The following is a 26,801-nucleotide window of genomic DNA, read 5'->3' on the forward strand; positions in this document are numbered from 1 at the left end:
TAAATACTTCATTTTTTTTTGGAATTTGGTTTTTGTTATTTGGAATTTGATTTTTTCATTTGGAATTTAGCCTTCGTTTCATTTCCTCCACAATATTATAAGCAGCGGGGCAGATAGCGACATTGTTCATTGTGATGTTTGAAATTTGCTGAAATTTCTTTCTATCCGTATGCGGAAATTCGCGGCATGCTTTTGGGCGCACGTCATAAATACTACAATAATTATCCGATCCTAAAAAAGTGCAGGGTACGCTTTGCAGCACATAATCTTTGTCTTCGTCAATCCGCAAATAGGTTTCGATGAATTGTTGCGGTTTCATCCGGAAATGCTTTGAAATACGCTTAATATCCTTATCGGTAAAAAGCGGGCCGGTCGTTTTGCAGCAGTTGGCGCAAGTGAGACAATCTGTTTTTTGGAATTCTTCCTCGTGCAATTCCTGCATCAAACTGTCGAGGTGTTTGGGCGGCTTTTTTTTCAGCTTCGCGAAAAACTTTTTGTTTTCGTTTTCAGCTTCCTTTGCTTTTTGGGGAAGTTGTTTTAGAATATTTTCCATGTTCAACTTTAAAATTTCTCAGAGTAACTCTGCGAAACTCTGCGGAATAGCTATTTCACGGAGTTTCGCAGAGAAACGCAGAGGTTCGCAGAGAAAATTATTCGGCTTCAAAAACCATTTCGCCATTGATGAATGTTGCAACAACTTTGGTATTCGGAAGTTCTTTTTCGTCCACCTTCATAATATCTTTATCCAGAATGGTGAAATCTGCAAACTTTCCTACTTCAATGCTTCCTTTTTCATTTTCTTCAAAATTGGCGAAAGCTGCCCAAATGGTCATTCCTTTTAAAGCTTCTTCGCGCGTTAAAGCATCTTTCATTTGAAAGCCATTTTCAGGATAATTTTTTAAATCCTTTCGGGCAACGGCGGCGTAAAAGGTGTACATCGGATTCACATTTTCAACCGGAAAATCCGTACCCAAGGCAATACTGCCCGCTTTGTTCAACAATTCTTTATAGGCATAAGCGCCTTTTATACGTTCCGCTCCCACTCTATCCTCTGCCCAGTACATATCGCTGGTGGCATGCGTTGGTTGCACCGAAGGAAGTATGTTATTGTTGTCATCAAAATAATTGAAATCCTCTGCCGAAATAATCTGTGCATGTTCCACTCTCCAGCGTCTGTCGGTTTTTCCTTCCAATGCTTTTTTATATGCCCGCAACACCGCAATATTTGCGGAATCACCGATGGCGTGCGTATTCATTTGAAACTCGGAAGTTGCAATTTTTTCCGCTAAAAATTTCAAACTGTCGGCATTGGCTATCATGGCACCATAATGGCCGGGCATATCGCTATAAGGCTCGCGCATGGCGGCACCGCGGGAACCCAAAGCCCCATCTGAATAAACCTTAAAGGAACGTACGTTTAGTCTATCGGTTTTGTAAATTCCTTTGTTTAAATAATAATCGCGATTTTCAGGACTGTTGCTGACCATTGCGTACATTCTGAGCTTAAATTTTCCTTCTTTTTGAAGAGCATCAATCAACTCGATAATATTTTTACTCAAACCAGCATCGTCAACGGTTGTCAATCCATATTGAAGGCAGATTTTTTCGGCTTCCAAAAGTGCTTGTGTTGAAACTTCTTCGGTAATGTCAGGAAATGTTTTACTAATTAAACCCATTGGCGCGTCAATGATTATTCCTGTTGGTTCGCCATTTTCCAAAACTATTTCGCCTCCGGCAACTTTTGTTTTTGAAGTAATTCCAGCTAATTCCAAAGCTTTTGAATTTACTAGCATTGCGTGGCCATCAATTCTACGTAAAGAAACTGGTGTATCGGGAAATAAAGAATCCAGCTCTTTTTTAGTGGGGAAATTTTTATCATCCCAATCGTTTTGGTCCCAACCGCGACCTATTATATATTCTGTATTTTTTTCTTGCTGAAAAGCTATCACACGACCCAAAATTTCATCAAAACTTGTGGTGCCTACCAAATCAACATTTTGCAAACCAAGCCCGAGACCATACAAATGTGCGTGGGCATCAATCAATCCGGGAACTACTGTATTGCCTTTTGCATCGTATGTTTCCTTAATATTATATTTCAGTTCAAGTTCTGGTTTCAGACCTATTTCTAGTATTTTGCCATCTTTTACAACCACCGCATTTGCGATGCTGAAATCTTTATCAACCGTGTAAATTGTTGCATTTTTAATCAGTAAATCTGCGGAAAGTTTTTCGGGGGCGCAAGAAGCAATTGATATTGCTAATAAAAGGAAGAATAATTTTTTCATCTGAACAAAATCTTTGAGAAATAGGAAGATGGAATGCCCATATGTACATCTCCGATTGGTTTACAAATTGTCAATGGGCATTTCATAGTTGGTTTTATTGAAATGTAAAAATAGAAAACATCCGCCAAAGACGGATGTTTTCAGAAAGTTAAATAGCGTTATTTAAAAATTTTACTTCATCTAAAAAGTATTTGTTTTTAACTTTTTTTATGACCAATTCATAATAAGACCATCCATTAAATCTCAACAATTCTTCAATATCTTCTTGTTTGTAGGGCTTTTCAATTAGTGGAAATATACTAACCTCTATTTTGCACTTTCTTTTCTTTCTAATGATTTTTACAAATTTAATATTCAACCGATACTTATACTTTGTTGGTTTTTCCAAAAAATAATCACTATTCAAATTAGATTTCAAAAATTCTGAATCAAAAGGGAAAGAAAACTTTTCAGGATTTTTAATTATTATTTCATTACCAAACTTGTCTTCATAAATAAGACTATCATTCAATTTTGTTTGAGAATTACCAATAAAACAGAATATTAATAAAGCTAAAATGTTTATTGAATACTTCATAGGCTACCAATCAAACTTATAAGTAACCCCAGCCAATCCTTGAATTCCTTGAACAGGGTAATTAAGCCACTTTTCGTAATTATCACCAAAAAGGTTACTTCCCTTTACAAACGCTGAAAGCCTATCCGTAAATCTATAACCAAAGTGAAGATTGGCATCAACGTAGCCTTCCAAAGTTACCTCTTGATTGATGGAATTCCCGAAAAGATCATTATTGTAAATCAAATCCTTACGCTTGCCTACATAAAACAAGGAAGCCCCACCGTATAATTTTTCGGTTATGTTGAAATCTGAAAACACCGAAGCCTTTAAATCGGGCAAGTTCCACGCTTCACTTTGTAAATCTGTGCTGTAACTATTATAAGTTCCGTTTATCCCTAAGGATAATGTATTCGAAACTTCAACTTTCAATTCTGCGAAGAAAGCAAGTGTATTCACATCGTCATAAACCACATTGAAGGAATTTCCGTATTCATAACCTTCAAAACTTGCGTTGTAAATCTTTAAAGGATTCATTTGAAAAAGCGCACGGCTTTCATCTTTTCCGTACGAAGCCCGAACATTGTAGGCAACGGAATTAGAGATTTTCCCTTTAATTCCGCCGAAACCTTCGTAGAGTTTTTTAGTGGGCGCAATAAATAAAGTGGGAGAAACATATGGGTTTTCTTCCTTGAAATTATAATAGGTGTTTTGCTGCAAACCCCCTTCTGCCCCACCGTAAACAATCACGGTTTCGTCCAGCAATCGGTATGAGGCATTCAATCTTGGGTATAATGAAAAGTCCGTGTCGCTGTTTTCAGAATCCAAACTCACATACCCCGCAACGCCCAAAGAAACGCTGAGATCGTCATTTACAAAAGTGATGGACGGTGCCAAACCTGCGTTTAAATAACTGTATTTAATGTCGGAAGTGTTTGTGTAATTTCTGTCAAAACTTCCGCTTAAATAGTCTATGTCACCATCAATTCTAAAAGTCAGATTTTCCAACGGAAATGAAAACTCAGGCTTCAAAGTTGCGTTAAATTCCGAAGAAGAAAACGCATCGCCCAAATAGCGGATATTCACTGTCGCCTTTTCTAAAAACGAACCATCCAACGCAATACTTCCGCCAGCGTAACCGCTAAAATACATCTGCAACGGATCAATATCAGCAATTACGTTATCGGGATACGTTACGTAATCTTCGGGCAAACCGTACCAATTGTATATTTGATGCTCCACGCCCGCAGCGAGCCTATAGGTTGCATCTTTTTGTCTGCTTGTATAATTCGCATCTAGGCTGGTATCGTAATATTTATTGTCCAGTTTCACATCTTTTATATCGCCTTGAGAGGAATTGTGGCGAAAGAAAAACCCAGCATTATCTGTTCGGCTTATTTCAAAATTGCTGTAGAATTCGCCCAAAATAGAAGTATAGTTTCCGAAGCCAAGGGTTGCATAATTGTCATAAAGCTTTATGGGCTTTGCTTTTTCCACAGTAGTGGCCTTGCCTTTTGCCGGCGTAAAGGTTGAAGCAACCGGAACCGAGAAAATACTGTACTTCACCTCTTTTTTTGTGGTGGTAATGGAATCATTCAATTCTGGAGTTTCCTTTACTTTAAAGGCATCCGAAATTGTGGGCGTATATGGTTTCACAATATTTACAACCTCGGGATCGAGTTCTTTTTCCTGCGAAAAAGCTGAAAAATGAATTAGTAAAAAAGCTGGAATTGAAAATAAAACTATTTGTTTTATGGACATATTTTCAAAGTTTATAATGATAGTTTTGTTGATATTCATCTCCGCGTCCTCTGCGTCTCAGCGGTAAAATTATACCGCAAAGGCGCAGAGAGCGCAAAGTTCTGGGTTAGTTTCCGGTTTCCACGGAAGAATTGGTTTTTGCCTCTGCGTTTTTAATTACTGCGAGTTCTGCTTTTGCTTCTTCAACTACTTCAGGAAAATCGGTGAAATTTTTGGTAACACTTTCCAAAATGTAAGTTGCTTGATACGCATCCTTCAAAGCGTAAAAATTCTTCGCCATCAGCACCAAACCTTTGGCACCGTAGAGTTTATAGCCCGAATAATCCTTCGCCAATTTCTGCACGGAAGCATTTGAGCCTTCAAAATTTCCTTCCTTATTTTTGAAATACGCATCGTAATAAAGCGCTTCGGCAGCAAGGGCTCCTGTCGCTATTTTTTGCACCTCGGCATAAGCGGTTTTCGCTTTTGTCTCGTTATTCGTCTTCATCGCTGAACGGGCAATAATCACTTGCGCGTCACTTTTTATTGAATTGTCAATCTTTGAATTCTGAAGCACTTTTTCGGCGTAATTTACTGCTTCGGCATATTGCTTCAGTTCATACGAAGCCTTCATAGAATTGGTCTGCGCGAAGATGATGTTCTGCGGAAAATCTGCTTCGGTTTCCAAACGCTTCAAATATTTTAAAGCGTTCTGATAATCCTTTTTGCCCAAATACAATTCCGAAATCCGTGCCAAAGCTTGTTCGGTAAACTCACTTCGTTCACGGTTTGCAACATATTCAAAATGTGGAATGGCTAGATCATTTTTTCCGTCAGCGAAATAAATCTGACCCAAATAAAAATGTGCGTTTAAAGCATGTTGTCCGTTTGGAAATTGTTTCAAATAATCCTCAAAACGGCTTTGGGCCTGGCTTTGATTGTTTTCCAAATAAGGTTGCTCCGCGGCCATATAAGTTGCATCGTCAAGCTCGGTATCGCCAACCTGTACGTAATCCAAAGTTTTCACCCAGCGTGCATATTCGTCAACGGTTCCTTGATCTATATAAATAATTTTTGCGGAAGAAACAGCCTGCAAGGCTTCGGGTGTGGAAGGAAAATCCTTGGCCACTCTCTTGAAAATTGTCAACGCATCATTGCTTTTTCCAGTGTTGTCATAAATCAAAGCTTTCTTCAACAATGCTTTTGAAACAAAACTGCTGTTTGGAATATCGCGAACCAATTGGTCGTAAGCTGAAATTGCCTCATTCGTTTTGTTCTGCGCAACGTAGGTATTTCCCAATTCATACAAAGCATCATCGCGGTAAATGGATTTTGGGTATTTTTTTATAAAAGTTATAAGTTCTTCAATTTTCTTTTCGCTTCTGTCCACAAAACCGTAGCTTATTGCTTTTTGAAACTGCGCGTAATCATTGTCGCCGCCCAATTCAATCGCGGCGTTGTAGTTTTCCATTGCCGGCCAATATTGGCTTGTCACAAAATAACTATCGCCCAATCGCAGTAAGGCGTCCTTTTTGCGGATCGTTTCTGCGGAAGAGGAACCCACGTAAATTTTGAAATTGTTAATGGCGTCCGTATAATTTTTCAGTTTGAATTGGTTGTAAGCCACATTGTATTTCAAGTTTTTATATTCTGAAGTGTTTTGAGAACCTGGCAACTGCTGAAATTTATTGTACCCTGCCAACGATTTTTCAAAATTTGAGAGTTGGTAATCGCTTTCAGCTTTCCAGTAGGTCGCGCGGGCAGTGAAATTCTGATTTTCGGGATATTTCAAACTTTTGTCGAAAAATGCAATTGCCTCATTGTAATCTGCTTCGTTGTACAATTCAATTCCTCTGTAAAAAGCTACTTTTTGATAGGCAGCCTTATTTTCGAAATCTTTGTTGTTTTCCAGCAAATCCAGTGCTTCCTTGTAATTTTTTGAAGTGATGTAACTATCAATCAACAATCTTTTCAGCTCGTCATTATTGGCGTTGTTCGGGTATTTTTCAATAAAGGAAAGCAAAACCTGCGGCGTGCTTTTGTAGCTGTTGCCAATCTCGTAGCTCAGTTTGGCATAATTCAAATAGGCATCTTCCTGAATTTCAGCACTGAAATCCATTTCCGAAGCATTTTTAAAAGCGTTCAGCGCTTCCTGTTTTTTGTCGAGTTTCAGATAACTTTCCGCCAAATGGTAATAGGCGTTTTGGGCAACGGCGTTCTTTCCGTCCACAATTTTGTTGAACTCGCCAATGGCACTTTCGTAATCGCCCTGTTTGTAATAGGCATAGCCCAATTGGTAGTAATCGGTATTGTTCCATTTGCCGCGAAAACCTTTGTATTCCTTTAAATAAGGTATGGCTTCGGCATATTGGCCAAGGTTAAAATAGCTCTCACCAATAATTTTTGAAAGTTGGCTTTTTTCCTGCGGGCTGGATTTATCAAATTGCTCCTTCCCCATCTCGATGGCCTTTTCGAAATTTCCGAGCTTGAAATTCATATCGGCTTGGTAATAACTAAGGTCTTCCGAATAGCGCTCCTCGCCTTTTACTTCCTCAAAATTCTTGTTGGCTTCTTCATAATCGTCGCCTTCGTAAGCGATAAAACCCAGATAATACTTCGCCTGCGAGCCATATTTCTGCGAAGTGGAAACCTTGTTGAAATAGTTTTTCGCCTCGTCATATCGCTTCGCCTTAAAATAGACGTATCCGTTATTGAAATTGAAACGTTCCTGCTCACTTCGACTTAAATTTGAAGTATCAACCTTATCGTACCACTTTTGGGCATGTGAATATTTTCCGTTTTCGAAATAAAAATTCGCCACGTCTATAAATGCAGAATTTCGCTTCAAACTCGTGGGATATTTCTCCACAAATTCCTCCATCAACTGGTCGGCATTTTGCTGGTTCAGCCTCACCGCCGCATTGGCAATATAATATGCACAATCGCTCTGCACGGTTTCGTCTTCGCTGCTGTTTTTTATTTTGTCGAAAAGACTTTGGGCAGCCAAATATTGCCCGTTATTGTAGAGTTCCAGCGCTTGGTTGAAATCGGCAAGGTCATTTGTAAAGACCGCTGTTTGCTGTGAAAAGGACGAAAATGAAAGGAATAGGAAAAGTGAAAAAACAAGAAAATTCTTTATCATTATTTACAGTTTTTGTGGCGTAAAGATATTTAACTTTAAATGTAGCTTTCGGCGATACTGTAATTTTTTAAGGTTTAATTAACGAATGATTTTTTGATGAATTTTCTTAGGAATATAACGACGTAAAATTGAAATAAGTATGCACCTCTTCAACAGATTTTAACATACATTGAAACGTTTTAAAAAAATACCGTAATTTTAAAACTTTACAAATTATAAAAGCATCGTTATGAACAGATTATTGATTTTCGGCATTCTAATGTTTTCACTTTCCGCCACAGCACAGCGCAATCCTTTTAAAAATCTTTCTGAAAAGGATGGAAAAATAGGCGTTGGCACAACTACTCCCGATGAGCTTTTGACCGTAAAAGGAAAAATCCACACCCAGGAAGTTCTGGTAGATCTTGAGGGAGCAGTTGCACCCGATTATGTGTTTGAAACCTATTATAACGGTTTTTCTGAAATGATGCCGGAATACAGTTTGATTTCCTTGGAAGAACTGGAAGCGTTTTTAAAAGAAAACTATCATCTGCCAAATGTGCCTTCTGCCGAAACGATGCGGACGGAGGGAATTTCACTAAAAGAAATGAACTTGATTTTGCTTCAAAAAATTGAGGAATTGACGCTTTACACGCTTCAGCAGCAAAAGGAAATAGACGCACTGAAGGAAAAAATTTCAGAAAAGTAAATATGTTGGCAGTAATCAGTTGCAGTTTGAAGTAATTCAAATTACTTTTGTCCCTCGACTCCGCTCGGGATAGATACATTTAACCCAAAACCTATACTTAAAAATGGCCGATACCGTATTATTTTTAAAAGATGCTTCCATTTATCAAGGTGACAATTTAGTACTTTCCGATGTTTCCGTTTCTGTGGATAAAGGCGAATTTGTTTACCTGATCGGAAAAACCGGCACCGGAAAAAGTAGTTTTATGAAAACGCTTTACGGCGATCTTCCGCTGCAGGAAGGGGAAGGCAACATTGTGGGATACGATTTGGCTACTTTGAAAGAAAAGGATATTCCTTTTTTACGCAGAAAATTGGGCGTGGTTTTTCAGGATTTCAAACTTTTGAACGATCGCACGGTTCGCGACAATCTCAACTTTGTTTTGACTGCAACTGGTTGGAAAGACAAAGCTGCAATGGAAAGCAAAATTAACGAGGTATTGGATAAGGTTGATATGAAAACCAAAGCCTTTAAGTATCCGTACCAACTTTCGGGCGGGGAGCAGCAACGTGTGGCTATTGCCCGTGCGCTTTTAAATGATCCAGAGCTTATTTTGGCAGATGAGCCCACCGGTAACCTCGATCCGCAAACAAGCGTGGAAGTAATGGAGGTTTTGCGCGAAATAAATAAAAACGGCAACACCATCTTAATGGCAACCCATGATTATGCATTGCTGCTGAAATATCCTTCCAAAACTTTAAAGTGTGATGAAAACCAGATTTTTGAAGTAGTTCAGAAAACGGTTTAATATTCTTTAATAGTTAATCATTCAAAATACTTGGGTCACGAAGTTGTAGATTACATTCTTTTTTAAGGAATGGGTCTATTTTGAGATGAATTTTTCCTTTGGAATTAGGTTTCAAAATCGTGTTATTAGAAATTACAATTCTTTTTTTGGATGTTAATTCCAAGGTTGAATTTTCTGTAAATTCTTGGTTTTGCATCAACACGTCAGAAATAGCTGTGAGTTTAAAATCCCACCGACTGAATCGCTGGTTTTCAATTTTTACTGGTTCTTTTTCCGCGAACATATCAAAAACCATTTCCACGGCTCGGCCCGTATTTAACATTCCTGCACCGTACATTCCCGCATATGGTTTATTGGGCTCCACGTCGTCTATATTGGTAGAAGTGAATTTTAGGATGGTTTCAACCTCTTCCGCGGGAAGACAGGGATAAAGCGAAAACATAAGCCCAATACTGCCCGTAACCAATGGTGCCACCCCTGAAGTTTGGTTAAATTGACTAACGTCGTCAAAACCGTTGAGGGCTCGTTCACCGTATCTATAAATACCCTGTGAAGGAGCTACAATGTCAATTTCACTATTCAAATTTCGGATGCTGATAGGATACAAATGCGGAACCTGAGTAGTATCATTATTTTTAAAACCACCGGTAAGCCCCACATAATAGCGAATATTTTTTACGTAATACAAGCCCTTATCTTCTTCAATCTGAATATTTTCAGAATAATGTGCATAGCGGTGCGAAGCAGAAGAAACCGCAATAACTTTATCATATGAAGCTGGATAGTAAGGTTTTTTTCCTTTTGTTTCTGAAAAAGGCGGGTTGTGGCCTATTGCAACCACTACTGTACCATTGTTCATCATTTCATAAATAGCCTGCTGTGCAGTTTCATAATAGTGTGCAAGCCCCCAACTACAATTGATAACTTTCACTCCCAATTTGGAAAGCTCAACGAGTTGCTCCAAATTATTTATGTGTCTATAATTGGTGGAATAAACACTACAATCGTAACATACCCCCGGAATGGCATACCCATTGTCTCCCTGGCCGGCCGCAGATTCAGCAACAGAAAATCCGTGGCCTTTTGCCATAAAAGACTCCCTTATAATCTTACTTTTTCCTTCAAATTCCTTATCGTCGGTTTTTATGGAACCATCCGAAATTCCAACAATTATATCGCGCGAACCCGTTGTGTAATACCAAGCTTTCGGAACCTCCATTACGTCAAGATAATCCAGATTAACTTGCGCTCCCAAATTATCGCCTATGGTACTTGTCAATCCGTAATCATTGGGTTCAAAAATTTTTTTGTCCTCTTCGGCTATCAATTCGCCAAACTCAAAAAGATGGGAAACATTCTGCAGTAAATCCGTCATCATTGCTTCCTTATCGGCAATCACAAAAAAGGTCTTTTTTAGATTTTGCTTTTTAGCGTGTTTCCAAGTTTTTTTGAAGATTTTGATTTTATAGTTTTTTAAAGCTGCTTTCAGCCTTGCATCTTTACCCGAATAGCTCAAATAATCTCCTTTTTTTTCAAAGGAAGGCACGAAAGAAGTATCGCGCGCACGCAGATAAAACCAGGCCTCTTGTTGGGAGTAAGCTGAAAGTGTAGAAAAAACAACAAAAACTAAAATAAATATCCGCACAGCTGATTATTTTTTTACAAGATACATTTTTTTTAATTTTTTTTTGAAAACGATTTTTTATGGACCAAATAGAAAATCAAATTTCCCGCATCCAAAAAGATTACTGTATTTTAGCCAGATGTACCAAACCTTAAAAAAAGTGGCACTCACCTTTGTTCCAAAAAAAATTCTTTTTGAGAACGAGGTTTTTTTTCGTTCCATTTTTGCTTTTCACCTACGTGGAAAAAATCACGAATGTACGGTTTGCGGTCATTTGGTTAAACGATTTATTAAAATTCCCGATGGCGACCTGCTTTGTCCCTTTTGCGGGAGCCGTTCCAGAACAAGAAGACTTTATTCCTATATTAACGAAAACGATTTAGCATACGGAAAAGTGCTCCACTTTTCACCTTCGCGAAGTGTTTACAGATTGCTGAAGAAAAATCCGAGCATCACTTATTTCAGTACTGATTTTGAAGATGAATTTCTGGCGGATTATCAGTATGATATCACTAAAATTCCTTTGGAAGACAATTTTTTCGATCTGATAATCTGCTATCATATTTTGGAACATATTGAAGACGACAAAAAAGCAATGGAAGAATTACATCGCGTATTAAAACCCAATGGCAAGTGTGTAATCCAAACTCCTTTTAAAGAAGGAGAAATATACGAGGATTTTTCAAAGAAAACGCCCGAAGAACGAATAGTAGCCTTCGGGCAGGAAGACCACGTACGCATTTACTCTGTGGAAGGATTAATGCGCAGATTGAAAGAAAACGGCTTTCAAAATGTGGAAATCAAAACTTTTCCGGCAAATGAACGTTTTGGATTTATGAAAGAAACTGTACTTATCGCCAAAAAATGATTTCAATCCTTATCCCTACATACAATTACAACGTTTTTTCATTGGTAGAAAACTTGCAAAAACAGTGTGAAATCGCAAATGAGGTTTATGAAATCGTGGTTTTGGACGATGCTTCTACTGACAAAAAATCGTTGGAGGAAAATTCAAAAATAAATTTGTTGAAGCAGTGTAGTTTTCAAGCTTTGGAAAGAAATATCGGCAGAAGCAAAATCCGAAATCTTTTAGCAGAACAAGCAAATTATGATTGGTTATTGTTTTTGGATGCGGACACCTTTCCTTCAAACCCAGAATTTATTGCGAAATATTTGGTTACTATTTCAAATGAAGCTTCGGTGATTTTTGGAGGAATTAAATATCCAGAAAATAATTCTGAAAAATATAGTTTAAGGCATAAATACGGCTCAGAACGTGAAAGTCTGCCGCTCGTAGAACGCCTTAAAAATCCATACCGCAGTTTTATAACGATGGGGTTTGCTATTAAAAAAGAGATTTTTGAAAAAATAAAATTCAATGAAAAACTAACTGGATATGGTTATGAAGATTCCGTTTTCGGTTATGAACTTAAAAAAAATAATATTCCACTGACACACATTGATAATCCGGTGATCCATTTAAATTTGGAAACCAATGAGGCTTTCATAAAAAAGTCAGAATTGGCACTTCAAAATTTATTGAATTTTCACAACACTGGTGATCTTGATAAGGAAACCGTGAAAATTCTGAAAACATATTTGAAACTAAAAAAAAGAAACTTATTGTTTGTAATGCGAATATTCTTCAATGCCTTTAAAAAACCATTGCTGAAAAACCTAAATTCTACAAATCCATCCCTTTTCCTTTTTGATTTGTACCGCTTGGGCTATCTTAGTTCTTTAAAAACTAAGGATGCCTAAATTTTCGGTAGTCATATCGGTCTTTAACAAAGAAAAGTACATTGCTGATACGTTAAAAAGTGTCTTGGCCCAGACCTTTACTGATTTTGAAGTCGTGATTCTGAATGATGGTTCTACCGACAACAGTGAAACTGAAATATTAAAATTCAAGGATCCGCGCATTCGTTATTTTTCCATGGAAAACAGTGGCGCATCGGCTGCGAGAAATTTTACAATACAGCAAGCAGAATCCAAATATATAGCCTTAATGGACGCTGATGATTATTGGTATCCTTTTTATTTAGAGGAACAAAATCGGTTAGTAAATGAACACCCCAATGAATCCGTTTTTGCTACCGCTACCGAAATAAAACGCAACAGAAAAACTTTTAAAAACAGTTACTCTATCCAAACCATTGGAAAAGATTCAATTATTGTTGATTATTTTGAGTCTAGCCAATTAGATTCAGTATTGTTGAGCATTTCCACTGTTTTAAAAAAAGATGTGTTTGAAAATGTGGGTTGGTACGATCCAAAAATTAAAAGTGGAGAGGACACAGATCTTTACGTTCGAATAGGTTTAAAATACAAAGTTGTTTTTAGCCCAAAAGTCTGTGCAACTTATATAGTTCGGAAAAACAGCTTGTTCCAAAGTGTAAAAAATATAGAAGAAAAAGCCAATTATGAAGCCTACGAAGTTTTCGAAAAAAACAATCCCGCTCTTAAAAAATTTCTGGATTTAAACCGTTACTCACTGTGTGTCTTAGCAAAAATAGAAGGCAATAAAGAAGCTTTTCAGAAAAATTTCAAAAAGATAAACCAGGAAAACCTAAGTAAAAAGCAACAATTTCTACTTCGTCAAAACAAAACCATTTTGAAGTATCTTTCAAAAACGAAGAATAATTTGGAAAAGCTCGGACTGCGGTTAGGTACTTTTAAATAACTTGAAATCATTGTATTCACGAATGTAATCGTCTTCATTATATTCTTCACTAACCAAAGAAAGACAAACAGCGCCAGAAGAAAAATCTTCCAATTCACGCCAAACCCCATTCGGAATTAGCAAACCTTTATCGGGTTTATTAAGAGTTATGGTTCTACGGGTTTTTCCATTGTCCAAAACCACGTCAAAACTGCCGCTTACAGCAATCAAAAATTGCTGCAATTCCTTATGGGCGTGGCCGCCACGAGTGGAAGAGCTTGGAACATCGTATAAATAATAAACCCGTTTTATTATAAAGGGCAAAAAATCCTTTTCAACCACTGAAAGGTTTCCGCGACCGTCCGGATCGCTAATTTTAGGAATTTCCCTCAGTTCTATTTTATCCAAATCAACGTATTGCATGCTGTAAAGTTTGGTTCCATTTTTCAGAAATGGCCTGCATTGAAAACTGTTCTACGGAAGGTTTTGCGTTCGCTTTCATCTCATTATAAAGTTTCTCATCAAAGCATATTTTTTGCAATGCTTCCGCAAATAAAGGTAAACTTCTTTCGGCAATCAGCAAACCATTTTTTTTGTGCTTCACAATTTCTGAAGGTCCTGAAATTATATCCAACGAAACCACTGGCGCTCCCAAAGAAAGTGATTCTACGAGCACCATTGGGAAGCCTTCATATTTACTTGTCAGTGTTACACAATGTGCGTTTTTAATGATTTCGAAAGGTTTTTTAGTGAAAGGGAAAAATAAAATTTGATCACAACATTCTTTTGAAGCTGCCAGTTTTTGAAGCATTTCCTTGTCTTTTCCATCACCCAAAATAACAAGATGAAAATCCTTTTCCCAAACTTTCGATTGTGAAAAAGCTTTAATCAAAAATGAAAAGTCCTTTATGGAATCGTCCAATCTGCCATAGGAAAGTATATATTTTTTATTTTGAAGTATTTGGGGAAACTCGCTCTTTTCTTCAATCCAAGAAGGATCGAAAGCATTGTGGATTGTTATGGAATTGTCTATTCCTTCCTTCTTCAAAATTTCGTTTTCTATATATTCTGAAACGCCAACGTTCAAAAGGTTTTTTTGACAGATTTTTGAAAAAGCGGAGGGATTCTCAGTCAAGTATTCCGTTTTTTTGGAACTGTGCACCACATAAATTTTGTTGAGCTCTCGATAAATAAATTTCGAATAAAACAATTCCCGCTCAAAATTATTTTTAGGTCGGTGATCAATTATTACATCAAAATTTTCCTTTTTTAAATAATTTCGAAATTTCCGAAAGCGCAGCAAACGTTTCACCATTGAGTCTTTTTCCGCTTTCAGTTTTCCTAAATTAAACAATTTTCCGCTGTAAGGATAATCAACTTCATCGTTCAAAATTACCAAATGCACCTCATGACCTTTTGCTTCCAGCATTTGTGAAAGCATAGCGCACGAGCGCTCCAACCCACCTTTTGCAAGCGAAATGGAAACCAAACACACTTTGAATTTCTTTTCAGCGTCCATCGCTATATATTATGTATTTTTGGTTGCACAAGGCAAATATAGCTTTTATGCAAATACTTTTAGTGGGCGAATACAGCAGGTTGCACAATTCCTTAAAAGAGGGATTGTTGGCGATGGGCCACGAAGTAACCCTTGTTTCCACTGGCGATGAATTTAAAAATTTCCCCTCAGATATCCTTTTAAAGCGAAAGTATGATTCGGGGATTTCAAAAAAAGTGAAGGTTGGTTTATTCAAACTTTTTGGCTTGGACATTTCTTCTCTTTCCTTAAAAAACCAATTTCTTCAGCAGCAAGAAAAATTTAAAGGTTTTGATGTTGTGCAATTGATAAACGAAAGTCCGCTTGGGATTTTGCCAAAACACGAAAAGGAAATCATTTCATTTTTAAAGGAGAACAATAAAAAACTCTTCTTGCTTTCCTGCGGAACGGATTATACGAGCGTTAAGTACGCTTATGAAAAAAAATTTCGCTACTCTATTTTCAATCCGCTTTTTAATGGAAAAATTTCAGAGCAAGCATTTTTCCCAGCTTTAAAATATTTAAAGCCAGAATACAAAGATTTGCACGATTTTGTTTTTGAAAATGTTGATGGTGTAATCGCTTCCGATTTGGATTATGACATTCCGCTTCAAGGAAATAAAAAGTATTTGGGAGTAATTCCAAATCCTGTAAACACTGAAAGGCTGAAATTTAAACCTCTGGTTCCTGAAGAAAAGATTATCATTTTCCACGGCATCAATCGGGCGAACTATTTTAAAAAAGGAAACGATTATTTTGAAGCTGCACTTGAAAAACTTCAACAGAAACACGCTTCAAAAGTTGAAGTAATTACAGTTGAAAACGTTCCATATTCCGAATACATTGAAAAGTATAATTCGGCACATATTCTTTTAGATCAAGTGTTTGCGTATGACCAAGGCTATAACGCTTTGGAAGCGATGGCAAAGGGAAAAGTTGTTTTTACAGGAGCCGAAATCGAGTTTTTGGAATGCTACAATTTAAAGGCAGACGAAGTGTGTATAAATTCACTCCCAGACTCAGATTATTTATACGATAAGCTTGAAGATTTAATTTTAAATCCTGAAAAATTGACTTCCATTTCTGTCAATGCCCGAAAATTTATAGAACGTGAGCACGACTATGTTTCCATCGCCAAAAAATATTTGGAAACTTGGGAGAAATTGCTAGAACGGTAAATCAATAGATTCTGGATTGATAAAATCCTTTGAATATGGATTTTCAAGAAAGCTAAGTGGCGGTTTCTGAAATTGAAGAATATCTTCCCTTTCAATGCCATACACGCTCCAATAATTGGCGAGCAATTGGGCGAATATATCCTCATCCCAAAACCCAAAAATTGGTTTGCTTCCCTTTTTTTTTATAGGAAGTGCTTCTATAGTAATTCCGTTGTCCTGATTTTCAATTTTGTATTCCGGTTTATACTGCAAAATATAATCTGAATAGTGAAACCGTGCGTACAGCTCTTCAAATTGAACAGGGTGCAATACGTGACCCTTAATTTTATCGAGCAACTCTTTTTGCTTCTCCCCTATTACACCATTGTCCTGCAAACAAGCAATAAAACCGAAACCATTCACCCCAAACGAAAACATTAAATTGATGGCATCATCGCGATAGCTAAAAATATCTGCAGAATATTTAAGTGGGAAAACAGCGATGCTCCAAGGTTTTTTTCCAATAAAAGAAATAGGCTCAATTATGGATTGAAGCATTAAGTGAAAACGGCCAAATCTTTCCTTGAGATGTGCGGAGAGTGCAAACTCCTCGCCTAACCTTAACAATCTGTCTCTTTCATAAAGCATTTCATAATAAAGCAGCCCATAAACCATTCTGCCTGTCCATTGAAAAAGCAACTCTTGGTCGAGTGATGCCATTCCTTCAAAACCATTTTTATAAGCGGCTTGAATTTTTAAATCCAATGTTTCAAACGCTTGCTTTACTTCAAAAGAACAGGGTAATTCAAGGTCGGAATAAATGTAGGATTTGGTTTTATCCATCATCTCAATCTTTTCGTCACCAAACTTAAAATGATCCATCAACCACTGTGGGAAAACAGTAATTTTTTCAGTAGTCAAAGCTCCTGAAAGGAAACAAAAATGTTCGTCGAAAATTAAATCCTTGAACGGATTAAAGAGTTGTTGGGCCATATGAATTCAGAATAAGGTAAGCTTTGAATTTTTTTGCAAAGATAGCCATAAACTATTGTTTGCTTTTAGCTATTATTCGGTTGTTTTACGCTTCTTTTTGAAATAACGGAACACGAGGAAAAACACTACAAAAAAGTAAACCACATATCTTAAAAAGTGAGCCATTACAACCCCTTCAACGCCATAAATTCCAGCGAAGTAATAAGAGAATCCGTAGAAAAGCGCAAGCGACAACACTTCTGAAAAGATAAAATTACGCACCATTTTTTTCGCTAAAAACTGGTATCCCAAAACAATAGCTGCCAAACGTACAAAATCTCCTAACAGTTGCCACTTAAACAGTGGTTCCATCCCGAGAAAATCTGGATAGATGATTTGGATAACGTAGTCCCTCAAAAAATATATCAGTAACATTCCTACTCCAAAAAGCGGCAATAATGTTTTGTAAATATTGAAGAGTTCAGCCTTAAAATCAGTTTTATTGTGAATTCCAGCAAATTTTGGAAGTACGTACAAAGTGAAGATGGCACTCGAAAAAACCATGTAGTTTTTAGAAATATTGGTCATCGCTGTCCAAATTCCTGCATCGGCCATTGTAATTTTGTTTTGGATCATTACACGAATATCAATTTCAACATAATTCAACAACACAGTGGAAAAAAAGGACATCAGTGAAAATGCCAAAAGCCCATTAGCCATAGGTACTTTGAATGTAAGTTTTGAAAACTGTACATATTCGCGAAGCACTTTTATAAAAATATAAAGGAGCACGAAAAACTGCAGCGCCGGAGTTATTGCAATTGCTATCAGCGCGCCATCAATATTATTTGTAAGCAACAAAACAACAGTAAGAATTGCACTTAAAATGTAACTGAAAAGGTCTATTCCAGCCAATTTTTTATACAATGAGAGTCCATTCACAATACCGTTAAAAACGCGGTACATACTTATAAACGGCACAATTACTGCCAATAATTTTATAAGATAAATATAATTGGGAGAATCAAAAATAGTGGTGCTTAAGTAATCTGCACCAAAAAATAAAACCAAGGAAACAACTATGGTTCCCAAAACTGTAAATACCAATGTGGTGGAAAACAGTTTCTGCAACTGCTCTTTGTCATCTTTATATTCTGCCACATATTTTACAACTCCACTAAAAATACCAACTGAGGCAAAAGAGCTAAGCATTTCCAAAAGATTGCGAAGGGAGCCGATTTTGGCAATTCCAGCCTCGCCAACAATTTCAGCCAGTAAACGCTGAATGAACAATGAAATAACCAACCGAACGCCGATAACTCCGGCATTTAAAGAAGTCATCTTTAAAAGTAAATTACCGCGTATGGATTCGGGAATTTTCAAATTAATAACTGTTTAAAACTGAAATAACTCTTTCAACCTCTTCCTCGGTCATTACAGGACTCATTGGGATGCTTATAATTTCGTTGTGTATTTTTTCAGCATTTGGAAAACTTAAATGCGAAAAATCTGAAAGTGCCTGCTGCTTATGGGGTGGAATTGGATAGTGAGTTAAATGGCCAATGCTGTTTCGGTCCAAATGGTCTATAAAAGTATTTCTGTTTTTTACACGAACTACAAAAAGATGGAACACATGGTTTTCATTGCCGTCATATTCGGGAAGAACTATTTTATCGTTACTAATTTCAGAAATATAATTCTTGGCGATCGTTCTTCGAATTTCATTATCAGCATCCAAAGTCGGCAACTTTATATTTAAAAATGCCGCTTGCAATTCGTCAAGCCTTGAGTTGAAACCTAAAAACTCATTAACATATTTAGTTGAAGTTCCGTAATTTCTGAGTTTTCTAATCACTTCGGCCAAAGCATCATTATTTGTCGTTACTGCTCCCCCATCTCCCAAAGCACCAAGATTTTTGGTAGGATAAAAACTGAAACCCGCAGCATCACCTATATTTCCGGCAAATTTGCCAGCTTTGTTCTTCGCGCCGTGAGCCTGTGCAGCATCTTCAATAACGAGTAGATTGTTTTCTTTTGAAATCTTCAAAATTTCTTCCATTGGCGAAAGCTGTCCGTAGAGATGGACGGGCATAATAACTTTCGTTTTTTCGGAAATAGATTTTTTTAGTGCAGTTAAATCGAAATTATAGGTTTCCAAATCTGCTTCTACCAAAACTGGTTTTAAACCTGCCTGTTTTATTGCCAAAATAGTTGCAATGTATGTATTGGAAGCAACCAAAACTTCGTCGTTTTCTTTTAGCTTTCCTAGTATCTTATAACCTTCCAAAATCAACCGAAGCGCATCCAGACCATTACCAACACCTATACAGTGGGTTGTTCCGCAATATCTGGCAAAATTACCCTCAAATAATTTTACTTGGTTTCCCAAAATATAATATCCGGAATCTAAAAAAGTCTGGAAACTTTTCTGAAATTCCGCTTCATAACGTTGGTTTATTGCTTTTAGATTTAAAAACGGAATCATATAAAAATGTCGTTTAAAAGTTTGTGATTCTCGGTTTTGATTTCATAAAAATCGTGCACAATACTTCTGCCACCAAAGGTTTCTTTCCAATGCAAAAGACCTTTATTTACCTTCATTCCCTGTGCTTCATTGCTTATTCCAAAATCGAAATAATTTTTATTTGAATAATGCTGCAATAAATGATTGAACAGAAAATCCAAACCACCTGTTTGTCGCCCTTCTTCATTTGCTGAAATATATTGTGCGTGCGCTACAGTAACAGTTTCGAAAATTGTTGCTCCTGCAACTATCTCGTCATTTTTATAAACGTTGAATTGTTTAATGTTTTTAGGGAAGCGGGATTGCAACAGCTCAATTTCTTCCAAAGAATGAACTGGCTTTTGGTTGTGGACTTGCTTTAAATTTGGTTCCAAAACTTTGCTCCAAAATGGTTTGAAATTTACCTCTTCACTAACTTTTAATTCGTTTTTTACTCCTTTTTTAATTCCGCGCAAGCGATTTGAGGAAGCTATTTTTAAAGAATTTTCGTTAAAAACACAACTTGTAAAATCTTTTCTGATTAACGAAGCTTTTACGAGAAATAGTAAATAATCAATTTCATCACTGGGCATTTGATGATAAATTTTCGGAAGCAATTTCAGTTTTAAAACAGTAAAACCTTCACTTTTAAGAAAAGTGAGCAGACTTTTAAAAATATGTAAAGTTTCTTCAAAAGTGGCCTGTTTGCCCAAAACTACGCCGCCGTAACTAAGGCCTTGGTGGGAATGTAATTCAGAACCTGAAATATTTGCAGGAAGCACTGCAACCAACTTTTCGCCTTTATATATTAAAAGTGAGTGGTCCGTGAATCTATCGGAATGGTAATCCATAAAATCGCGTTGGAACAAAAACGTAGCGTTTTTTGCTTCTTTCACAAAGCTATCCCACACCGATTTTTGTGATGGTTGATATTTTTTTATCTCGTAAATGTCTTCCAATATTTATAGTTTCAGTTTAGTTTGTAGTCACGTTTCCGCTGTCATCAATCACGGCTCGCACCGATTTTGAAAAAGCGCCGTTCTGCAAGTTATAACTTGAATCATCCTCCAAATATTTCAAATATTCGGGATTATTGCTTAAAATGGAAAACAGTACGCGAAAAATATTCACGTTGCTGTTCAATTCAGCATCCATTCCTTCCTTTAAATGACCGTTCCATTTTATAGCTGCTAAAGTAGAATAAATGGAACGTATTTGCTGCGGATCATTAGTTGAGAACATTTCGGGATAACTGCCCAAACCAACCCAGCCGCCATGGTCCGCCAAAATAATAACGATTGCGTTCGGATCTTTTTCAGAAATATAATTTATTGTGCTTTCCAACCACCCGTTTACTTCTTTTATTTTTTCGATATAGGTATCGCGTTCCTCCTCTTTGGAAGCCGCAAAATGTATGTGGTGTGGCAGCAATTTTTCAACAAAATAAAACCGTGGACCATTAATATTCACTGTATCCATCGCAGCTTTCAAATCATTAAAAACCACTTTTTTTACGTTGTTGTCATTGCTGAAATAAGGGATTTCGTCAGGATTCAGATTGTAGTAATCATACTCCAGTTTTGGTCTGTTTTGCTGAAAATATTCGTCCTGGACGATAAAGAAATTTTTATAGCCGTTGTTTCTCAGCGTGGTGATTGTCGTATTATTTCCAGCAATAATATCGCGTGAATTTGGCATATCAATTGACGGAAAAAGAACATTTCCAAAACGGTGCTGTTTCATGGAAAACATTGAAGAATTCGAAGTTAAACTCGCTGGATAATTGCTTCGAAAATCGTCGTAAATTTTGAAGCCATTATTTTCCAGCCACCCATAAAAAGGATTGTTGAAATTGTACAAATCGCTCTCCATCATATCCCGCCCCACATAGCCGTCCGGTTGTATCATATAAATATTGGGGGTGGTTTTGAACTTAGCATTTTCAATTGAATCCGGAAGCGCTATCCATTCCATTTTCTGTTCGTGTTCCACAATTTTTATAACGCAATTAACTGTTGGAAGTATGCTCATCAATAAAATAATGACAAGCAGTTTTTTAAAGTGCGCATGCATTTTCCAAGCTGCTAAAACTGAAACAATCAGCAGACCCAACAGCATTTTCTTTTTAAGCGTAAGATACATTGCTTGTGACATCAAGGTTGCCACGGTCATAATTATCAACACGAAAAGAATGCGTGTTCTGTATTTTGAAAGCGTTTCAGAATACTTAAAAAATAATGAGGCAATTGTAAAAACCACTACTGGAATTCCTATAAAAAATAATAGAAAAAACCCTAAATGTTCCCAAGAATTGATTGCCGAAAAGTTATTTGAAAAATAGAAAACCAACGGATAAAATCCACAAATAAGGCCCGTAAGCAACGGATTGAAATTTTCTTTAAAGTATTTTGTGAAGAAATTACCCATAACCTTTTTAAGAAATTATACTTTTTTGAAAACGATGTTTCCGCTATCGTCAATGTATTCATAAACGCCAGGCTCGGCGCCTTCCTTTATAATAAGATAGCTACCATCTTTTTCCAAATGCTGTAAATATTTTTGGTCATTGCCCAAATAGGAAAACAAAACCCTGAAAACATTTACACAACTTTTCAATTTTGAATCCATTTCGGGAGCTTCACCATTTGGCCATTTTATAGCCAGCATAGCTCCAAAAGTAGTATAAATAATCTCGGGATTGGACGTTTTGGTATAAACTTGGCGCGTATAGTCAAGCCCCACAAAACCGCCGTGGTCTGCCATAATCATTATCAAGGCCTCAGGATCCTTTTCGGAAATTAGATTGACCATTTTTTCAATCTTTATGTTTGCTATTTCCAGTTTTTCAAGCCATTGCTCCCGCTCTGCTACTTTACCTTTAGAAGCCTCTTTTGTAGTGGAAATATGGCCTGGCTCAAAAATTTCGATAAAAAAGAAATTTCCACCATCGTTTTTTGAAGCAATTGTCTTTTCCAAATCTGGAAAAACCTCTCTTTTAACATTGAATCCAGTAGTGATATAGGGAATTTCACTGTAACTGAAATTGGTATAATCAAAACCTATTTTTGGCCGGTTGACCATTAAATACGGATGCTCACTAATAAAATGGGTTTTGTAACCGTTGTTTTTAAAAATGGAAAGCACCGGATTTTTGGACATAATGTTTTTTCGCGCATTCAGCATTTCCGAATAATCCCTACCTTTGTTGTAATAGTGGTGCTTCATCATAAAAGTAGCACTATTTGAAGTGATGGTCGTGATGTAATTGCTTCGAAAATCTGGATAATTTTTAAAGCCCTTTTCCGCTAAAAAAGCATCAAAGCTTGAATTATCCACTTTATAATAATCACTCTTCAGTTCTGAAAAACTTGGATAACCGTCTGGTTGGATGTAGTAAATATTTGGTTTTTTCTGAAAAACAATTTCTTCAATATTGTCCGGTTGTTGCATCCAGTCTGAAGAATAGTTTAAATATTTTATCAGCATCGGCACCAGACCAATAAACCCAATCACAACTAAAATTAGCTGCAAAACAATCCATTTTTTGAAATGCTTGTAAAGAAAAAAGGCTATCAGCGCTGAAATGATAAAAATCCCTAAGATTATTTTCCGTTGGACATCTGCGTACAAAATAATTTTAATGTAAAAAAGAAATAGAAAAACACTGAAAAAAGGAAGCAGGTATTTTCCCCATTTTGAATTAAACGATAGGTTTGAAAACCACTTTAAAAATGAAAAGAACAGTATAGGAAGCACTAAAAAAAGCAATAAAAAATACCCAAACTGTTCCCAGGAATTAATCATTCCAAAGTTTCGGGAATAATAGAAAACCAATGGGTAAAGGCCCACGCCGAGCGCTATCAATAAAGGGTTTTCTGAAGTAGCTCCAAAAAAATATTTAAAACCGTTTTTTGATTGTTTAGACTCCATTAATGCTTTTTAAAAACCACATTTCCTTCTCCATCCAAGTATTGGTATGTTCCTTGTGTTGCCCCATAGTAGATGATAATATAACTTTCATCGGGCTGTAAGTTTGCAAGATACAAATCATTTTCACTTAAATAAGATGTCAAAATGCGAAACAAATTCACAGAAGTTTTCAGTTTATTGTCAAATTTCGGTGCTTCACCATTGGGCCAATGAATGGCGAGAATGGAACTGAAAATTGAGTTTACAAGATCTGGATCTGTACTTTTTGTGTACGAATCTTCCACACTTTTCATTCCCACAAAACCACCGTGATCCGCCATGATAATGATCAGTGCCTCTGGATCTTTATTGAGGATTGTTTTTGTAAGTTCTGTAAGTTTCTTGTCAGCTTCTTTTAAACTTTCAATATAATGTTCCCGCTCTCCAGCAATACCTTTTGATTTCGCTTCTCTATTAATAATATGCCCTGGGTTGAAAATCTCCACAAAAAAGAAATTGGGTCCTTCGGAATACGTTTCCAGATAATCCTCAAATGGCTTAATTACATCCCGAGGATTTCCAAGACCTGTGGTTACAAAGCTGATTTCTTCAGTTGAAAAATTGCAAAAATCATAGCCCAGTTTTGGTTTATTGGTCAAAAAATAAGGCTGCTCTGTGAGAAGGAATGTACGGTAACCATTGTTTTTTAAAATACGGAGCACACTGTTGTCAGAAACTATAACAGTACGCGCATCGATGGTTTCTGTGAAATCTGAACCGTTGTTGTAATAATGATGCTTCATCATAAACAACGAACTATTGGTAGGCAAAGTTGCTCCGTAATTGCTTCGGAAATTTGGATAGTTTTTGAAGTTATTATCCGTTAAGAAAGTTTCAAATGCTGTGTTTTCAATATTGTAATTTCCCTTTTTCATTTCTGAAAAATTCACATACCCATCGGGCTGGATGAAATAGATATTCGGCTTCTTTTTAAAAACAGCAGTTTCAATGCCATCGGGTTGTATCATCCATTCCTTGGAATAATTCAATTGCTTAATAATTACGGGCGTTAAAGTGAAAATACCGATTACAGCAAGTATAAACTGAAAAGCGATTATTTTTTTGAAATGCTTCCAAAATAAAAAAGTGAGCAGCGAGGCAATTACAAAAACTATAAATGTCCTTAACCAGCTAAACCCTGCATAAAGTGCTATGTTCAGAAAGAAAAAGAAGAAGAAAAAGTTTAAAAAAGGAAGCTTAAAGGACCGAAGTCTTCTAAAAAAAGTAATTTCTGAAACTTTATTTGCAATGAAAAAAACCAGAATCGGCAGCAATATAAATAATGAAATAAAATACCCGAAGTGCCCCCAGGAATTTATCAATTTATAATTGTTAGTGTAATAAAAAAGCAGCGGATATAAGCCCGCCGCAATTGCTGATATTATTGGAAAAAGGTTGTCCTTTTCAAAAAAAAACGAGAGAAATCCCTGTTTTTTTTTAGCCTGCATAATTTTTGTTTTTCAAAAGATACAGCAAACGTTTGGTGCCTTTTACTGTTTCCTTTTTTTCAAGGGTAAAATATTGCTGATAGCCATTTTCAAACTCGGTTTCGTTGTAAAAATCAAAATGGTTTATGAATTCGCGCTTGCGAACCAATAACGATTGCGCCCAGGAATCCTCACGGGTTGGAAACTCGATGATTAAATTCTTCGAAAAGGAAGCAAAAAACGAAGCCGATTTTTCAAAAGGCACGTTTCCGGAAAGCGTGATGTGGTGGATTAATGCCAAAGCCATAGTAACATCCGGCGCGTATTCTGCCAAACGTTCAATCAAAGAATTGCGCTCCGTATTGTTGAAACCGATGCCCGGTGCGGGTTGCAGCACATCGCAAACAAATGGAAGCATATTGGTTTCCTTGTTTTGCTGCAGTTGTTTGTAGTTATAGTCAACAGCGTTGCTGTCAATATCAGTAACAATGATGTGCGGAACGCTATCAATCACGGTTCGAGCAAAAGTGCCGTCGTTTCCGCCCACGTCAATCAATTTTTGTGGTGCCAATGGTTTTATCCACTCTTTTATCAGCGTTTTTTTTGCTTCAAAAGCGGTTTCATCGTAATTTGTTTTGTTGTAATAATCTCCCCATTCACTGGCTTCTTTCAGCGTCAGGCCTTTTATATAATCATAAAGGCTTTCAACAATGTTTTCCTGTGATTTTTTTGAAAGGGTCGCAATTTTGGTTTCGGCTTTGTAATCCTCGCTGTGTTTGCTTTCCATTTTAGCGAGCAAGTGAATGTTTGGGTAAATAACCGAACTAAGCTTAGTACGTGTTGGCAGCAATGATGAAATCAGTTTCACGGGAATTCCATCAATGTGCGTTTGCATCATTTTGAAAACTTCGGTGCCGTGATATTTTGCCAAAACCAACGGCCCAAAAAAGTGGGTGATGAATTGCTTGTAAGCGCGCCACGGTGTTCCTTCTTCGTAAAAGTCAAAAGAAAGCGTGTCTATAAAAATTGGTTTCCCTTTGTGGAAAGTAACGTTGTAAGCAGAAGCATCCTTCAAAATAAAGCCTTTTGAAAGTGCGTATTTCTGGATTTTCAGGGTGTGGAGCGCAGCGTGTTTGTATTGCTCAAAGCTCCATTCGTACGGATTTGTAATGAAGGGAATTTCTTCGGGAGTAATGATTATTTCTTCCGAAGAGACCGAGGTTTCCTCATGCGGAATCAAAAGACCATTCGAAATTAGATTTTTAAAAAAACCGCTGTCCTTCAGTTTGTTGTATTGCGGAAAATATATAGGTTTGATGGCCCTTCGCAGGATTTTTCCATCATAAAACATATAACCCGAAGGGTCGCGAAAAGAGGCTTGGTGTGCGTCAGTTTTTTTTGTCATCAGTATCGGTGTCTTGCTCTTCAATGTCAATTGAATCGTAAGTATCTTCCTCTTCTTTTACCAATCCGAAAAAAGATTTCACCTTATACATAACGTTTTTTGAAAAAAGCAAAATGCCAGCCGCCGCCGCCACTACCGCCTGTACTATCATAGCTCCCAGCCCTGGATCGAAATAAAGAAAATTCATACCTATTGTTTTATTCTATGTTTGCCTTTCGGCGACAACAAATTAACTAAAAATCGCCGAGTTTATTGAGTTGCTCAGCGATTATTTTAAAATTGACTTAGGACTAATTGATGTAAGACATCTTTTAATATCATTTCTGCGCTCGTCCTACGTCTTA

General features: G+C 36.9%; 23 protein-coding genes. 6 read left to right on the forward strand and 17 right to left on the reverse strand.

From position 1 onward, the window contains the following. Nucleotides 1-55 precede the first annotated feature (55 nt). The 5 genes from AC58DT_RS12585 to AC58DT_RS12605 all read right to left on the reverse strand — a co-directional run bounded on the left by AC58DT_RS12585 (nucleotide 56) and on the right by AC58DT_RS12605 (nucleotide 7,726). The gene (locus AC58DT_RS12585) at nucleotides 56-553 is read right to left on the reverse strand and encodes a YkgJ family cysteine cluster protein (protein WP_497217161.1); all 498 of its coding nucleotides are present in this window, start codon (nucleotides 551-553) and stop codon (nucleotides 56-58) included. A 97-nt stretch (nucleotides 554-650) separates the two neighbouring features. Further along, nucleotides 651-2,288, reverse strand: coding sequence for an amidohydrolase (locus AC58DT_RS12590; RefSeq protein ID WP_497217162.1), 1,638 nt, complete (start codon nucleotides 2,286-2,288; stop codon nucleotides 651-653). Between the two features lie 148 nt (nucleotides 2,289-2,436). Next, complete coding sequence (locus tag AC58DT_RS12595) at nucleotides 2,437-2,865, reverse strand: hypothetical protein (protein WP_497217163.1); 429 nt, start codon at nucleotides 2,863-2,865, stop codon at nucleotides 2,437-2,439. A 3-nt stretch (nucleotides 2,866-2,868) separates the two neighbouring features. Continuing rightward, complete coding sequence (locus AC58DT_RS12600; RefSeq protein ID WP_497217164.1) at nucleotides 2,869-4,605, reverse strand: TonB-dependent receptor; 1,737 nt, start codon at nucleotides 4,603-4,605, stop codon at nucleotides 2,869-2,871. A gap of 106 nt (nucleotides 4,606-4,711) precedes the next feature. After that, on the reverse strand, nucleotides 4,712-7,726 hold the full coding sequence (locus AC58DT_RS12605) for a tetratricopeptide repeat protein (RefSeq protein WP_497217165.1): 3,015 nt from the start codon (nucleotides 7,724-7,726) through the stop codon (nucleotides 4,712-4,714). Nucleotides 7,727-7,955: 229 nt separating this feature from the next. Here AC58DT_RS12605 and AC58DT_RS12610 point away from each other — a divergent pair, with 229 nt between their 5' ends. Beyond that, the gene (locus AC58DT_RS12610; RefSeq protein ID WP_497217166.1) at nucleotides 7,956-8,414 is read left to right on the forward strand and encodes a hypothetical protein; all 459 of its coding nucleotides are present in this window, start codon (nucleotides 7,956-7,958) and stop codon (nucleotides 8,412-8,414) included. A gap of 103 nt (nucleotides 8,415-8,517) precedes the next feature. Continuing rightward, complete coding sequence (locus tag AC58DT_RS12615) at nucleotides 8,518-9,201, forward strand: cell division ATP-binding protein FtsE (protein WP_497217167.1); 684 nt, start codon at nucleotides 8,518-8,520, stop codon at nucleotides 9,199-9,201. Between the two features lie 13 nt (nucleotides 9,202-9,214). Here AC58DT_RS12615 and AC58DT_RS12620 read toward each other — a convergent pair whose 3' ends face one another. Further along, nucleotides 9,215-10,846 (reverse strand): S8 family peptidase, encoded by a 1,632-nt coding sequence (locus tag AC58DT_RS12620; RefSeq protein ID WP_497217168.1) that lies wholly within the window; start codon nucleotides 10,844-10,846, stop codon nucleotides 9,215-9,217. A gap of 139 nt (nucleotides 10,847-10,985) precedes the next feature. Between AC58DT_RS12620 and AC58DT_RS12625 the strand changes: the two genes are divergently transcribed. From AC58DT_RS12625 to AC58DT_RS12635, 3 genes are read left to right on the forward strand one after another with little or no spacing between them, the layout of a single operon-like run. After that, on the forward strand, nucleotides 10,986-11,693 hold the full coding sequence (locus tag AC58DT_RS12625) for a methyltransferase domain-containing protein (protein ID WP_497217169.1): 708 nt from the start codon (nucleotides 10,986-10,988) through the stop codon (nucleotides 11,691-11,693). Next, complete coding sequence (locus AC58DT_RS12630; protein ID WP_497217170.1) at nucleotides 11,690-12,586, forward strand: glycosyltransferase family 2 protein; 897 nt, start codon at nucleotides 11,690-11,692, stop codon at nucleotides 12,584-12,586. Before AC58DT_RS12625 ends, AC58DT_RS12630 begins: the two co-directional genes overlap by 4 nt. After that, entirely contained in the window at nucleotides 12,579-13,508 is a 930-nt protein-coding gene (locus AC58DT_RS12635) for a glycosyltransferase family 2 protein (protein ID WP_497217171.1), read from the forward strand. Before AC58DT_RS12630 ends, AC58DT_RS12635 begins: the two co-directional genes overlap by 8 nt. Here AC58DT_RS12635 and AC58DT_RS12640 read toward each other — a convergent pair. Both AC58DT_RS12640 and AC58DT_RS12645 read right to left on the reverse strand, forming a co-directional pair. Continuing rightward, on the reverse strand, nucleotides 13,491-13,910 hold the full coding sequence (locus AC58DT_RS12640) for a sugar 3,4-ketoisomerase (protein ID WP_497217172.1): 420 nt from the start codon (nucleotides 13,908-13,910) through the stop codon (nucleotides 13,491-13,493). The genes AC58DT_RS12635 and AC58DT_RS12640 overlap by 18 nt on opposite strands. Further along, nucleotides 13,897-15,006, reverse strand: a complete 1,110-nt coding sequence (locus AC58DT_RS12645; protein WP_497217173.1) for a glycosyltransferase — start codon at nucleotides 15,004-15,006, stop codon at nucleotides 13,897-13,899. Before AC58DT_RS12645 ends, AC58DT_RS12640 begins: the two co-directional genes overlap by 14 nt. 47 nt (nucleotides 15,007-15,053) lie before the next feature. Here AC58DT_RS12645 and AC58DT_RS12650 point away from each other — a divergent pair, with 47 nt between their 5' ends. Then, nucleotides 15,054-16,202, forward strand: a complete 1,149-nt coding sequence (locus AC58DT_RS12650) for a glycosyltransferase family protein (RefSeq protein WP_497217174.1) — start codon at nucleotides 15,054-15,056, stop codon at nucleotides 16,200-16,202. Here the strand turns inward: AC58DT_RS12650 and AC58DT_RS12655 are convergent. The 9 genes from AC58DT_RS12655 to AC58DT_RS12695 form a co-directional block, all read right to left on the reverse strand. Then, nucleotides 16,191-17,174, reverse strand: a complete 984-nt coding sequence (locus AC58DT_RS12655) for a hypothetical protein (protein ID WP_497217175.1) — start codon at nucleotides 17,172-17,174, stop codon at nucleotides 16,191-16,193. The genes AC58DT_RS12650 and AC58DT_RS12655 overlap by 12 nt on opposite strands. A gap of 72 nt (nucleotides 17,175-17,246) precedes the next feature. Then, on the reverse strand, nucleotides 17,247-18,536 hold the full coding sequence (locus AC58DT_RS12660) for an O-antigen translocase (RefSeq protein ID WP_497217176.1): 1,290 nt from the start codon (nucleotides 18,534-18,536) through the stop codon (nucleotides 17,247-17,249). 1 nt (nucleotide 18,537) lies between these two features. After that, nucleotides 18,538-19,638, reverse strand: coding sequence for a DegT/DnrJ/EryC1/StrS family aminotransferase (locus tag AC58DT_RS12665; RefSeq protein ID WP_497217177.1), 1,101 nt, complete (start codon nucleotides 19,636-19,638; stop codon nucleotides 18,538-18,540). Beyond that, complete coding sequence (locus AC58DT_RS12670; protein WP_497217178.1) at nucleotides 19,635-20,615, reverse strand: GNAT family N-acetyltransferase; 981 nt, start codon at nucleotides 20,613-20,615, stop codon at nucleotides 19,635-19,637. Before AC58DT_RS12670 ends, AC58DT_RS12665 begins: the two co-directional genes overlap by 4 nt. Before the next feature lie 16 nt (nucleotides 20,616-20,631). Then, nucleotides 20,632-22,083, reverse strand: coding sequence for a sulfatase-like hydrolase/transferase (locus AC58DT_RS12675; protein ID WP_497217179.1), 1,452 nt, complete (start codon nucleotides 22,081-22,083; stop codon nucleotides 20,632-20,634). Between the two features lie 15 nt (nucleotides 22,084-22,098). After that, nucleotides 22,099-23,586 carry a sulfatase-like hydrolase/transferase gene (locus AC58DT_RS12680; RefSeq protein WP_497217180.1) on the reverse strand — a complete coding sequence of 496 codons (1,488 nt, stop codon included), beginning with the start codon at nucleotides 23,584-23,586 and terminating at the stop codon, nucleotides 22,099-22,101. Beyond that, on the reverse strand, nucleotides 23,586-25,073 hold the full coding sequence (locus tag AC58DT_RS12685; RefSeq protein ID WP_497217181.1) for a sulfatase-like hydrolase/transferase: 1,488 nt from the start codon (nucleotides 25,071-25,073) through the stop codon (nucleotides 23,586-23,588). The genes AC58DT_RS12680 and AC58DT_RS12685 overlap by 1 nt, the downstream gene beginning before the upstream one ends. After that, on the reverse strand, nucleotides 25,063-26,457 hold the full coding sequence (locus AC58DT_RS12690; RefSeq protein ID WP_062622767.1) for a hypothetical protein: 1,395 nt from the start codon (nucleotides 26,455-26,457) through the stop codon (nucleotides 25,063-25,065). Before AC58DT_RS12690 ends, AC58DT_RS12685 begins: the two co-directional genes overlap by 11 nt. Then, nucleotides 26,441-26,644 (reverse strand): hypothetical protein, encoded by a 204-nt coding sequence (locus tag AC58DT_RS12695; RefSeq protein ID WP_062622766.1) that lies wholly within the window; start codon nucleotides 26,642-26,644, stop codon nucleotides 26,441-26,443. The genes AC58DT_RS12690 and AC58DT_RS12695 overlap by 17 nt, the downstream gene beginning before the upstream one ends. Nucleotides 26,645-26,801 lie beyond the last annotated feature (157 nt).

This window comes from Aequorivita sp. CRS11, from assembly GCF_059693805.1.